The sequence below is a fragment of the Amycolatopsis stemonae genome (genome assembly GCF_054781455.1).
The window spans coordinates 90,079-101,907 of the sequence record NZ_BAAGUJ010000022.1 but is presented as its reverse complement, the minus strand read 5'-3'; the positions used below and the strand labels follow the sequence as shown (position 1 = coordinate 101,907).

Genomic DNA, 11,829 nt, shown 5'->3' with positions numbered 1-11,829 from the left:
CACCTTCCGCCGGGCTGTAAAGCGCCGAACGGCGGCCTGGCGTCCATTTGTCCACACCTTTAAGTAAGAGTCGTCCCCGTTGTACGTTGTCGACGAGCCGTCGACGCCGATGGAGAACTTTGGCCGCGTGGCTAGGAGGCAGGGTGCTGGAAGCACTGGGCATGACTCCCGAGGAAGAACGCGTCTACCGCGTGGTCGTCGGCGGGTACCGGACCGCGCCCGACGAGATCGCGGGCAAGATCGGCGTGGGCCTCGGCGAGGTGGAACCGATCCTCGACGTCCTGCTGGCCAAGGGGCTCGTCAACCGGACCGAGGGGCACTACGTGTCCGCGCCGCCGGATGTCTCCCTCGGGCCGCTGCTGGTGCACGGCCAGGAGAAGCTGGAGGCCGCGCGGGCCGCGGTGTCCCAGCTCGCCGAGGAGTACCGCGGCAGCGCGCGGCGCCGGGACTCCGCGCAGCTCGTCGAGGTCATCACCGGGGTGGATGCGATCCGGCGGCAGGCCCTCGCCATCCAGCGCGGCGCGCGCGAAGAGTCCCTGTGGTTCTGCCTGGAGGGCAACGTCGCGATGGCGGCGTCGGAGAACGTCGAAGAGGCGCTGGCGCAGGCCCGCGGCGTGCAGTACCGCGTGATCTACGAGACCGGCCTGCTCGAGGAGCCCGGCCGGATCGTCAACGTCCTGGAGGGGATCGAGGGCGGCGAGATCGCCCGCTCGATCGCGAAGCTGCCGGTGCGCCTGGCCATCTCCGACCGCAAGGTGGCGCTGTGCCCGCTGGTCAGCCACGACAGCACGGGCGAGCCCACCGCCGCGCTCGTCCGGGAGAGCAGCCTGCTGTCCGCCTTGGTCGCGTTGTTCGAGGTCTACTGGGAACGCGCGTCGCCGCTGCGGATCGGCGACACCGCGCCCACTCCCCACCTCGACCCCGACGAGCGGCGGCTGTTGTCCCTGCTCATCGGCGGGGTCAGCGACAAGTCGATCGCGACCCAGCTCAACGTCAGCTACCGGACCGTCCAGCGGCGCCTGCAGGACCTGATGCGCCGGGTCGACGCCCGCACCCGGATGCAGCTGGCCTGGCAGGCCAGCAAGCTCGGCTGGCTGGACGAGCCGAGCCCCGGGCACCTCCTGCCGCGTGACGGCGGGAGGCGCCCGGAGCCCGTCCGCGACGCTAGCTGAGCCCGTACGCCCGCAGCACCGTCTGGTCGACGGCGTTGCCCGCGGTGTCGGTGGCCTGCACCCGCAACGCGACGTAGGAGTTCGTGGCCTCGAGCGCCGGGTGGTCGATCGTGGCCTCGTAGGACTTCCCGGTGCGCTTGACGCCGGCCGCGCGCCAGGTCTTGCCGTCGTCGTAGGACGCCCAGGCCTGCACCGAACGCACGTCCGGTGTGGCCATGCCGTCCTGGAACCGGGTGGTCAGGCCGATCTTGGCCCGGCGGCCGGCCGGGAGCCGGTTCCCGGCGTCCGCGTCGACCGCGTAGTCCAGCTGCAGCAACGGGAGCAGCGCCGGGGCCGCCGACCGTGCCGAGTGGAACGTCCACGACGTCTGCGTGCTGGTGCCGAACAGCCACTCCGGCGAATCCCGCCGCACCGACAGGTCGAGCCGGTAGGTCGCCGGGTCCGCGCCGGCCGGGAAGGTGCCGAACGCGTACGGCTGTTCCGACACGAGCTTGCCGTCGCGGAACAGTTTCGCCGCCGTGACGGCCGGCCCGGCCTGGTCGTCGCCTTCGTTGAAGCCGTAGTGCCCGGCCTGGCTGTCGACGAACTCCGGGATCCTGATCTGGAGGTTGTCGCCCTCACGGGTCGAGTCCATGCCCGGCACGCCCCGCGGGACGGCCGGCCGGACGACCGGCGCGAACCAGTCCTCGGTGACGTTCTCCTTGCCCGTGTAGGTGCGCGGCGCCGCGGTCATGCCGCCCTGGAGCGGGGACATCTCGTCCCAGATCAGGCCGTGCTTGACCCGGTGCTGCCACAGGGTGTCCCCGGAGCTGACGTACTCCTGCCGGGTCGACGGCGTCGTCACGTACCGCTGGTACTCGTTGACGGCGAAGTCCTGCCACGGCTTCCAGGCGAACCGCTGCTCCTTCGCCTCGCCGCCGCTGCCGGTCTGGCGGTAGTGCGTGGTGACGGTCGCGGTGTTCGCCGCGGTGACCTTGTGGACGGGCTTGTCCGGGATCCGGTCGCGCTCGGTCTGCACCACGTCGTAGAGGTACGGGCTGACCGCGACCCCCTGCAGGCTCAGGAACGTCGGGAACCGCTTGATCTTGGCGAGCAGGGCGAGCCCTTCGTCCCGGTCGAGCTGGACGGTCGGGATCGTCAGGAACGGCGCCGCGCTGATCGACGGCACCGAGGCGGTGCCCCAGCCGTCCGGCACGACGATGAAGACGATCGCCGCCCCGGCGGCCGCGGCGGCGCGGGAGACGTCGTCGCGGTTGTAGTCGGCCGGGTCCGGGTCGACGATCGCGGCCTTTCCGCGCACGTTCTTGAAGTCCGCCGGTTTGCCCTGCCCCGCGGAGACGGCCTGCAGCAGCCGCCAGCCGTCGAGCTTGGGCGACCCGGCGAGGTAGCGGTTCGTGAGCGGGTCCCGGCTGCCCAGGACGTTCACCGTCAACGGCGGCGCGATCCTCGACCAGCGGGAGCCGAACTCGAAGGCCCCGGTGGTCACCTTCGGCGTCGGGGTGACGCGGAGTTCCCGGGTGTAGTCGAACTGCATGGCGTAGTTCGCGATCCGGCGCGGGCCGAGCTCCCGGTAGGTGTAATAGCTCCAGATCCCGGCCTGTTCGGACGGCTGCGGGGTCTGGATGTCCACCTTGACCGCCTTGCGGGCGTCCAGCACGACGGTCGTGTCGCCGGTGACCCGGATTTCGGGCAGGACGACCTGGAAGGCGGTGAGCCCGTCCTCGGTGCCGTCGACCTGGGCGGTCAGGTAGTACACGCCGTCGCCGACCTCGACGGTCAGGCTGCCACCGCCCAGCCAGGTGTTGACGTCGTAGCGGTAGTCCTCGCCGTACATCAGCAACCACGGCGCCGTGGTCGGCTTGCCCTGCAGGTCGAGGGCGGTGAGGGTGACCTTGTGCTTGGGCGCGGTCTTGTCCGCGCCGAGCGCGGTGTGCACCACCACCCCCTCGGCCGTCGCGGTGAGCCGTCCGCTGTAGGTGCCCGCGGCCAGCTTCGCCGGGTCGCCGGTGATCGTGACGCTCGCCCGGCCACCGGCCGGAACGTCCACAGTGGACTTGTCGAGCCGGATCCCGTCCCCGGCGGGGACACCGCCGAGGGACCTGGCGTCCAGCACGAGCTTCAGCGAGACCGGCGTGGTGCCGATGTTGGTGTAGGTGACCTCTTTGGTCACCGGCGCCTTGGCGTTCTCGACCGCGCCGAGGTCGAGCATGCCGGTGCCGAAGACCTTCTGCTTCACCGCGCGCGCCACGTCGACCCGGCCGCCACCCTGCTCGAACACCGAAAGCCCGTTGGCTGTCAGGGAAGTGCTCGCGAGTGCGTCCTTGAGCTGGCTGCCTTTCCAGTCCGGGTGCTGCTGGGCGAGGATCGCCACCGCGCCCGCGACGTGCGGTGTCGCCATCGAGGTGCCGGAGGCGGCGGTGTAGTGGTCGTCGACGACGTCGCCCATGGCGGTTCCCGCCGCGCGGGCGGCGACGATGCCGACGCCGGGCGCGGTGATGTCGGGCTTGACGGCGTTGTCGCCCAGCCGCGGGCCGCGGCTGGAGAACGACGCCAGGCTCTCGTCCCGGCCGACCGCGCCGACGGTCAGCGCGGCGGCGGCGGTGCCCGGCGAGCCGACCGTGTAGGCGCCCTGTTCGCCGTCGTTGCCCGCGGCCACGACGAAGAGCGTGCCGGTCTGTTCGCTCAGTGCGTCGAGGCCGACGCTGAGTGCGTCGGTGCCGTCGGTCGGGCCGCCGCCGAGGCTCATGTTGACCGCCTTGGCGCCGGAGTGCGCCGCCCATTCCATCCCGGCGAGGACCCAGGACTCGTACCCGAAGCCGTCGTCGTCGAGCACCTTGCCGACGAGCAGTCTCGCGCCCGGCGCCGCGCCCTTGAGCCGCCCGCCCGAGGCGGCGCCGGAGCCCGCGATCGTCGAGGCGACGTGCGTGCCGTGGCCGAAGTGGTCGGTCGTGTCGGGACTGGTCGTGAAGTTGACCGCCTCGCTCACCCGCCCGGCCAGGTCGGGGTGGGTGGGGTCGTAGCCGGTGTCGAGCACGGCGACCGTGGTGCCGGTGCCGTCGAAGCCCGCGGCCCACGCCTCGGGGGCGCCGATCTGCGGGACACTGCGGTCGAGGGAGACGCGGACCCTGCGGTCCAGGGAGATCCGCTCGACGTTCCCCGACGAGGCCCAGAACGCGGCGGCGTTCGCCTTGCTGGCCCGTGCCGAGCGGCCGTTGACGCTGGTCAGCGTCGCACCGAGGTCGGCTTGGGCGGTGGTTTTCCGGAGGTCCGTGCCCTGGCGGTAGGTGAGGATCAGCGGGAGGGTCGCCGACTGCTCGTCGGCGTAGCCCTCGGCGATCAGCTCGGTGACGTCGAAGAGGGTCTTGTCGACCTGCTTCGCGCCCAGCCGCGGGGTGACGTCCTCGGGGAAGACGCTGAGGTGGCCGTCGACCTCCTGCTGGTGGAACCGGATCTTCTCCCGGCCCGGCGCGGGCTGGACGGTGGCGGCCTGCTTGCCGCCGGGCTGCCGTTCGACCTGGACGACGTCGCCGGTGAGCAGGGTGACCGAGTGCCGTTCGACGCCCGCGGGTGCGGCTTTCGGGGCCGCGTCCGCGACCCCGGTGGTGCCCGCGGCGAGGGTGCCGACGCAGGCCAGGACCAGAACAGATGATCTCCAGTGCATCGCACCAGGCTCGCGCCGGCGCCGTCGGCCGTCACTAGGGCCGGCGCGTCCGAATCACGACACGTCGCATCTTCGTCAGCGGGGGAACGCCGCCACGAGGAGCCGCCGGAGCTCGTGCCGGCCGTGGTCGTCGAGCCCGGCGAGGACCCGGTCCTCGGCCTCGGCGACCTCGGGATCGAGGCGCGCGAGCACGGTCATGCCCTCGCGCGTCAGCGTGGCGGGCAACGCCCTCCCGGACGGCACCGTGGCGGGGCGCGTCACCAGGCCGCGGTCCTGCAGCTCGCGCACCACCTTGTTCATCGCCTGCGGTGACACCTGGGCTTCGCGGGCCAGCTCGGCGTTGGACTTGGGCGACCGCGCCAGCATCCGCAGGCAGAGGTACGCGGGCGCCGCCAGGTCCGCGGGCCCGAGCACGGTGGCGGCCACCTCGGCGCGCAGGGCCGCGGTGACGCGGTGCAGCAGGTAGCCGAGCGGCTCGTCCCGGAAGCTGTCCATGTCAACCATGTTGACATATATCAACCCAGTTGACACTCTGGGGTGCATGAACTCACCGTTGTTCGAATCCGCCTACCGTGGCCAAGCTCCCGAGATGGGGGTGGGCTTCCGTCCGCCCTGGAGCATCGGCGAACCGCAACCCGAGATCGCCGCGCTCATCGACGCGTTCCACGGCGAGGTCCTCGACGCCGGCTGCGGCGAGGGCGCGACGTCGCTCCGCCTCGCCGAGCTGGGCTTCACGACGGTCGGTCTGGACCAGTCGCCGACGGCGATCGAGCTGGCCCGCGCGGAAGCCACCCGCCGCGGCTTGCCCAACGCCGCGTTCGCGGTCGCCGACATCAGCACGTTCACCGGCTACGACGGCCGGTTCGGCACCATTGTGGACAGCACGTTGTTCCACTCGATGCCGGTCGGACTGCGCCGGGGGTACCAGGAATCGATCGTGCGCGCGGCGGCGCCCGGCGCGTCCTACTTCGTGCTGGTCTTCGACAGCGCGACCGTGCCCTCGGACAAGGTCAACCCGGTCTCCGCGGCGGAACTGCGGGAGGTGGTGGGCGCGTACTGGACGATCGACGACATCCGGCCGGCCCGCATCCACGCCAACGTCGCCGAGAACTTCCCGGACTTCGCGGCGTTCGCCGGCAGCGACGTCCGGGAGGAGGGCAACGGCCGCAAGTCGGCCCCGGCGTGGCTGTTGTCGGCGCATTTGTCCTGACCACGCCGACGAGCGGAAGCTAGAGTCGCGGGGTGGACGACGCTTCGACGCGAACCGCGCTCTTGGTGGCGAGGGCGGCCGAATCCCGCGGTTGCCTGCAGCCGGGCGACTGGCCGGATGTCGCGGTCAGCCTGCTGCTGGAAGGCAACGAAGATCCCGAGATCGCCGAACTGGCCGGGTTGAACCGTCGGGCGAACGGGTGGGACACCGCCCCGTTGGCGGACGCCGTGTGCGCGCGGCACGAAATCCTGGTCCCCGGTGAAGACGAGACGACGGATCTCGTCGCCCGGTTGATGGCGGACGACCTCCGCGCCCGGCCGGCTGAGGTCAGTGCGCCGATGATTCGCCTCCTGGCCCGGTTCGCGTCCCCGGACTTCGACTCGGACCTGGCGAACCGGTGCTTCGCCGCGGAGGAATATCTGGATTGCGGCTGCGGAGAGGTCGATCTCGAATTCGAGGCAGAGCTGCAATCGATGCCGACTTTGGGGCTGCCCGCGCGTGTCGTGCAAGCACTCGCGCGACGATTGCGTTCGACTCTTCCCGCGACCCAGCCCGCTCACGGGCATCAGTTGCCGCCTCCCGGGGCGGTGTCTACGGTCCGGTGATGCCTTTGCGACTGCTGGCGGTGACGTTCGAGGCGGACAACCCGGCTGAAGCGGCACGCTTCTGGGCCGCCCTGCTCGGCCGGGAGGTCGTCGAGGACAACGGCGGCGTGCTGCTGCCCGGCGGGGACACCCAGCTCGGCCTGCGGTTCGTGCCAGGCCGCGCCGGCCGGCTCGGCGCGAACCGGATGCACCTGCACCTGATCGGCGCCGACCAGCGGCACACGGTAGCCACGGCGGTCCAGCTCGGCGGCCGCCACGTCGACGTCGGGCAGCGGCCCGAAGAGACGCACGTCGTCCTGGCCGATCCGGCGGGCTACGAGTTCTGCGTGATCGAGCCCGGCAACGCCTATCTCGCCGGGTGCGGCCCGCTCGGCGAACTCACCTGCGCCGGCAGCCGCGAGACCGGCCTGTTCTGGAGCAAGGCCCTGGACTGGCCCCTGGTGTGGGACCGCGGCGAGCAGACCGCGATCCAATCACCACACGGCGGAACGAAAATCGCCTGGGACACGTGGGACGGCCCGCCCGCGTCACAGGACCGGCAGCGCTTCGAGCTACTCCCAACGGACGGCAACCAGCCGGCAGCGGTCGACGCGCTGATCTCCCTCGGTGCTACGCGCCTCGTGGCTCGCGACGACGGCAGTGTCGTACTGGCGGATCCGGACGGCACCGAGTTCTGCGTGCGATCACCTCAGCCGGGGTGACAGCCGCCGTCGCCGAGAAAGCTCGGCTCACGATGTGAGGTTGTGGACGGTGAGTTCGGCGATTTTCCGGGCGGCGCCGCAGGGGTCGTGGTGCCAGGGACCGGTTTCCGGTTTGTCATAGGTGGCGGCGGTGATGTAGACGAGGGTGGTTTCGTCGGCGGCGAGGGCCAGGGTGCAGCCGAGTGGACCGTCGGCTTGCTTGCCGGGCACGTTGTCGTCGATGGCGACGATGACCGCCGGGTAGGTCGTGTCGATGGTGACGGGTTCCCAGTGGTTGCCGGTGTCGTGGCCGCGGGCGTGCTCGAGGTAGAGCGTGTGGAGGCTGTTGCCGCGGTTGACGGTGTCGACGCCGGCGACCGGGCCGAACCTGGTGACGCACCGGTTTCCGTCCGTGGTGCGGTGGCCGCCGGTGAAGCCGAGGCCGTTGAGCTGTTCGACGGTGACCGCGGCGCAGGGGTCGGCGCGGAAGCGGGCGGCGCCGGCGAGCCCGGTTCCAGGGATCGGCGGGACGGACACCGACGGCTCGGCCGGACCGGGCGGCGGGCCGGGCGAGCAGCTGGTGGTGAGGACGAGCGCGAGGACAACGGCGGAGGCGCGGCGGGTCATGGGTGGCTGGCTCCCGGCTTGACGTGCCAGCGGACAGGGTCGTCGATCACTGCGCCGTCACCAGAACGCCCGGTGAACCGGATGTGCCCGAGTTCCTCGTCCAGCTCGGCGCCTTGGCGCCTTGGCGCCACGTCACGTCCGCGTTGAACACCACGTCGGCATCGCCTCCCCACGCTCCGACGCAGTGTAGCCAGCGGCCCGCCGCGCGACCGTCCTCCTCGTGCACCGCCGCACCCCGCGCGCAGTTCGGGTCCGGGCCCACTACCTCGGTGCCTGAAAGCCGCCGATCTTCTGCTCCACCAACTCGGCCAACCGCAGCGGGGTGCGGTCTTCGAACATCGGCCCGATGAGCTGGACGCCCACCGGCAGGCCCTCCGGGGACCTGCCCGCCGGGATGGCCGTTGCCGGCAGGCCGGGCATGGTCGCCACCCCCGCCCAGACCAGCTGGTCGAAGTACGGGTAGTCGGTTCCGTCGATGTCGATTCGCCGTTCCAGCGGGTTCGGGTGGTGGTCGTGCGGGAACGCCGGGGTCGGCGTGATCGGGCACACCACCGCGTCGAACTCCTTGAACAACCGTCGCCAGGCTTGGCGGTGGTGGTCTCGGCGGGTGTTCGCCGCCAGCCAGTCGTGGTGGCTGAACGACAGGGCGCGGCGCCGCACTGCGTCGAGGCTCCCGTCGTCCGGCAACTCGTGCGGGTCCAAGGGGAAACGCGCCACCGAGCCCGAAATCAGCAGTTGCATGTAGAGCGTCGCGGCTTCGGTCAGGTCCGGCAGCAGCGGGCTGTGGCGTTCGACGCGGGCGCCGCCGTCGACAAGCGCGGCCGCCACGCCGTTGACGGCTGCCCGGACCGCGGCGCCGGTCGGGATCAGCGGGTGCTCGTCGAGGACCAGGACCCGGAAGTCGCGGAGGTGCTCGTGGCGGGCCGGCGGCAGCTCCAGGCGGTACGCCACGCCGTGCGTCAGGGGGTCCGGTCCGGCCATGACGTCCAGCAGGAGCGTGAGGTCGCGGGCCGCACGCGCCATCGGGCCCACGACGGCGAGGTCCAGGTCGACCGGCAGGGCCGGCTCGGACGGCGGGACCATGCCGCGGTACGCCGCCAGGCCGAGTGTCGGCTTGTGCGCGTAGACGCCGCAGAAGTGCGCGGGGGTGCGCAGCGAACCGGCGAGGTCGGAACCGAGGGACAACGCGCCGAACCCGGACGCCAGGGCCGCCGCCGACCCGCCCGAGGACCCGCCCGACGTGCGGCCGTGGTCCCACGGGTTGTTCGTGGTGCCGTAGATCTCGTTGAAGCTCTGGATGTCCTGCAGCCCCAGCGGCACATTGGTCTTGCCGAGCACCACCGCGCCCGCGGCCTTGAGCCGCGACACCTGGACCGCGTCCTCGGCCGGCACGTGGTCGCGGTGCGGCGGCATGCCCCAGGTCGTCGGCAGCCCGGCGATGTCGTACGACTCCTTGACCGTCACCGGGACGCCGAGCAGCGGCCGGTCCTCGCCCCGAGCGCGGGCCTGGTCGGCCCGGCGCGCGGTGGCGCGTGCACGGGCGAAGTCCGGTACGCAGATCGCGTTGATCGCCTTGTCTTCGCGCTCGATCCGCGCGATGGCCTCTTCGGTCAGTTCCACCGACGTCACCGCACCGGCGCGCATCGCGGCGACGAGTTCTTCGGCCGTCTGAAAGCTCCACTCCATGGCGCCGAAGCTAGCCACCGGCCGGAGCAGCCACGAAATTTCCGTTCACGCAACGGCCGGAAGGCGGCGCTCCCCCGTCGAAGGTGCCCCGCCGCAGGTCAGAGCCCCGAAAGTGGCCGGTTGAACGCGCAGGAGCCACGAGCCGCCCCGGCGGGCAACAGGATGGACGTCTCAATTTCCGGGGCCGTTGTCGGATCCGGTGCCGGCCGTTCGTGGAGCAGGTGAGCGGGCCACGACGAGCGCACCGCCAGGACCACAGGAGACGAGATGGCACACCCGGAACCCGTAGCCCGCCGCATGTTCGACCTGGTCGAGCCCATCGGCCTGGTCCCCTACTTCGCCGACGAGCCGGACGCCGCCCTGATGGCCCTGGGCCTGCGCAACCCGTGGGACGCCTACTTCGCCGGACGCGCCGCGCCGCTCGGCCGCGGGGTGCCTGCCGAGCTGGTCCACGCGATCTTCTACAACTTCGCGCCCGGCGAAGTGGCGCGCCACCTCCCGCGCGTCTGGGACCTCACCACGCCCGAGGCCGCACTGGCCGCCCGCGAGCAGGGCTGCGCCGCGGGCATGCGGCGCATCCTCGGCGACCTCGCCGGCGACCCCGCCGTCGCGCGCGCCGGCGATCTCCTGCTGAAGGCCGCGACCAGCGCCCCCGTCGAGGGACGCGCCCTCTTCGCCGCCCTCCGCGCGCTTCCGGCACCGCAGGAACCCGTGGCCCGGCTGTGGCACGCGGCCACGCTGCTGCGCGAGCACCGCGGCGACGGCCACGTCGTCGCCTTGCTCGCCGAGGGCATCGGCGGCACGGAGGCCCACGTGCTCCACGCCCTGTCCGCCGGCATGCCCGCGAAGGAGTTCGGCCGGGTCGGTCACCTCCCCGCCGCGCGGCTCACGGCGGTCATCGACGGCATGCGTGAACGCGGCTTGATCGGGACCGACGGCTGGCTGACCGCCGCCGGCCGGGCCGCGAAGGACCGGGTCGAGGCCATGACCGACCGGCTCGCGGAGGCGCCGTACCGCGCGCTGAGCGCGGACGAGTTCGACCGCCTGGTCGCCGACCTCGAACCGCTCTCCGCCGCCTTCCGGAAGGTCTTCCCGCTGTAGTGGCCGGCGCAGCACGGCGAGGTGGCGGGGACACCTCGGGCGGCGAAAGCTCCCAGGCGCGGGCCGGCTCGCCGGTGGCGTGCCGGCCAGGGTGCGCAGCGGGACCGGGTGCGCGAGTGCCTCCAGCCGCGGCGTGACCGGCTCCCGTGAGACCGGTTTCGACGACCCCGCCGCCGCCGTGCTCCGGACACCGGGACATTTCCCCAAAATCTTGGTAAAAGTCCTTCCGTCACCGAGGTCGCCGGTGGTCCCCTCAGTTAGGAAAGGTTCCTAACGATTGAAGGGAGACACCCCCAGCCATGTCATCCCGTAAGCGCTTCGCTCTGGCGGCCACGACGGTTCTTACGCTCGCCACGCCCTTCGCCCTCCACTCCGCCGACGCCGCCACGATGACCACCACCACCGCCACCCCGGACAGCGCGACCTACACGGCCGCGCAGGTCCTGGCCGGGGTCAAGAAGAACAGCACGACCGCGAACAAGGTCAACTCCAAGCCCCACATCAACACCATGACGCGGTCCCAGAACGTGAACGTCTACCAGGTGACGAAGGGCGTCTACGCCTACAGCTCGAGCTTGGCCGTGGACGACGACGGCAGCGACCCCGACCCCGATCCCGACCACCAGGGCGAGACGACCTTCCAGGACAGCAACGGCAAGCAGCTGGCCGCGCACCACGTGCCGTTCTACGTCCTGGGCGACGACTGCTACGACCGCAAGTCCCCCTGCCCGCACTTCTTCTACAAGGAACACAACATCAAGGGCAGGCAGTTCGCGCTGATGTTCTACAAGAGCAAGGTGATCGGCGCGATCTTCGGTGACACGCAGACCGGCAACAACCAGACCACCTCGGACAACGACTCCCGCGAACTGGGCGAGGCGTCGGTGAAGTCGGCCTCGCTGCTGGGCATTCCCAGCAGCGGCACCACGGGCGGCGTCGACAACGGCGTGACGGTCGTGATCTTCTCCGGCTCGTCCTGGGTCGTGAACGGCACCAACGCCACCCTGAACGGCAACGCCCAGGCCCTGGTCGACAAAGCGCTGAACACCCTCGGCGCGAGCATGGGTCTCTAGCCCGGTCCCCGGCC

10 protein-coding genes are annotated in these 11,829 nt (G+C 71.5%); 6 read left to right on the top strand and 4 right to left on the bottom strand.

The window, feature by feature from the left end; all coding sequences use genetic code 11:
- Positions 1-143: 143 nt before the first annotated feature.
- Positions 144-1,172, top strand: a complete 1,029-nt coding sequence (locus ACYVLJ_RS43965; protein ID WP_460443158.1) for a LuxR C-terminal-related transcriptional regulator — start codon at positions 144-146, stop codon at positions 1,170-1,172.
- Here the strand turns inward: ACYVLJ_RS43965 and ACYVLJ_RS43960 are convergent.
- Entirely contained in the window at positions 1,165-4,833 is a 3,669-nt protein-coding gene (locus ACYVLJ_RS43960; protein WP_460443157.1) for a S8/S53 family peptidase, read from the bottom strand. The genes ACYVLJ_RS43965 and ACYVLJ_RS43960 overlap by 8 nt on opposite strands.
- 75 nt (positions 4,834-4,908) lie before the next feature.
- Positions 4,909-5,328, bottom strand: coding sequence for a MarR family winged helix-turn-helix transcriptional regulator (locus ACYVLJ_RS43955; protein ID WP_451976056.1), 420 nt, complete (start codon positions 5,326-5,328; stop codon positions 4,909-4,911).
- Between the two features lie 94 nt (positions 5,329-5,422).
- On the opposite strand from ACYVLJ_RS43955, the gene ACYVLJ_RS43950 reads away from it, so the two are divergent.
- Genes ACYVLJ_RS43950 through ACYVLJ_RS43940 form a run of 3 tightly spaced genes read left to right on the top strand, consistent with a single transcriptional unit; the run spans position 5,423 to position 7,349 of the window.
- Positions 5,423-6,043: a class I SAM-dependent methyltransferase gene (locus ACYVLJ_RS43950; protein ID WP_460443156.1), complete on the top strand. Its 621-nt coding sequence runs from the start codon at positions 5,423-5,425 to the stop codon at positions 6,041-6,043.
- 32 nt (positions 6,044-6,075) lie between these two features.
- Positions 6,076-6,648 carry a hypothetical protein gene (locus tag ACYVLJ_RS43945; RefSeq protein WP_460443155.1) on the top strand — a complete coding sequence of 191 codons (573 nt, stop codon included), beginning with the start codon at positions 6,076-6,078 and terminating at the stop codon, positions 6,646-6,648.
- Positions 6,648-7,349, top strand: coding sequence for a VOC family protein (locus tag ACYVLJ_RS43940; RefSeq protein ID WP_460443154.1), 702 nt, complete (start codon positions 6,648-6,650; stop codon positions 7,347-7,349). The genes ACYVLJ_RS43945 and ACYVLJ_RS43940 overlap by 1 nt, the downstream gene beginning before the upstream one ends.
- 27 nt (positions 7,350-7,376) lie before the next feature.
- On the opposite strand, the gene ACYVLJ_RS43935 is transcribed toward ACYVLJ_RS43940, so the two are convergent.
- Together ACYVLJ_RS43935 and ACYVLJ_RS43930 are read right to left on the bottom strand one after the other, a co-directional pair.
- Positions 7,377-7,955, bottom strand: a complete 579-nt coding sequence (locus ACYVLJ_RS43935; RefSeq protein ID WP_460443153.1) for a DUF3558 domain-containing protein — start codon at positions 7,953-7,955, stop codon at positions 7,377-7,379.
- 261 nt (positions 7,956-8,216) lie between these two features.
- Positions 8,217-9,641, bottom strand: coding sequence for an amidase (locus ACYVLJ_RS43930; protein ID WP_460443152.1), 1,425 nt, complete (start codon positions 9,639-9,641; stop codon positions 8,217-8,219).
- 267 nt (positions 9,642-9,908) lie between these two features.
- Here ACYVLJ_RS43930 and ACYVLJ_RS43925 point away from each other — a divergent pair, with 267 nt between their 5' ends.
- Positions 9,909-10,742, top strand: coding sequence for a MarR family winged helix-turn-helix transcriptional regulator (locus ACYVLJ_RS43925; RefSeq protein ID WP_460443151.1), 834 nt, complete (start codon positions 9,909-9,911; stop codon positions 10,740-10,742).
- Positions 10,743-11,131: 389 nt separating this feature from the next.
- The gene (locus tag ACYVLJ_RS43920; protein ID WP_451976026.1) at positions 11,132-11,815 is read left to right on the top strand and encodes a glycoside hydrolase family 75 protein; all 684 of its coding nucleotides are present in this window, start codon (positions 11,132-11,134) and stop codon (positions 11,813-11,815) included.
- The last annotated feature ends 14 nt before the right edge of the window (positions 11,816-11,829 follow it).

Coding starts and splice junctions, on each gene's coding strand:
- ACYVLJ_RS43960 (WP_460443157.1), bottom strand. CDS start 4,833: ATGCACTGGAGATCATCTGTTCTGGTCCTGGCCTGCGTCGGCACCCTC.
- ACYVLJ_RS43955 (WP_451976056.1), bottom strand. CDS start 5,328: ATGGACAGCTTCCGGGACGAGCCGCTCGGCTACCTGCTGCACCGCGTC.
- ACYVLJ_RS43950 (WP_460443156.1), top strand. CDS start 5,423: ATGGGGGTGGGCTTCCGTCCGCCCTGGAGCATCGGCGAACCGCAACCC.
- ACYVLJ_RS43940 (WP_460443154.1), top strand. CDS start 6,648: ATGCCTTTGCGACTGCTGGCGGTGACGTTCGAGGCGGACAACCCGGCT.
- ACYVLJ_RS43935 (WP_460443153.1), bottom strand. CDS start 7,955: ATGACCCGCCGCGCCTCCGCCGTTGTCCTCGCGCTCGTCCTCACCACC.
- ACYVLJ_RS43930 (WP_460443152.1), bottom strand. CDS start 9,641: ATGGAGTGGAGCTTTCAGACGGCCGAAGAACTCGTCGCCGCGATGCGC.
- ACYVLJ_RS43925 (WP_460443151.1), top strand. CDS start 9,909: ATGGCACACCCGGAACCCGTAGCCCGCCGCATGTTCGACCTGGTCGAG.
- ACYVLJ_RS43920 (WP_451976026.1), top strand. CDS start 11,132: ATGACCACCACCACCGCCACCCCGGACAGCGCGACCTACACGGCCGCG.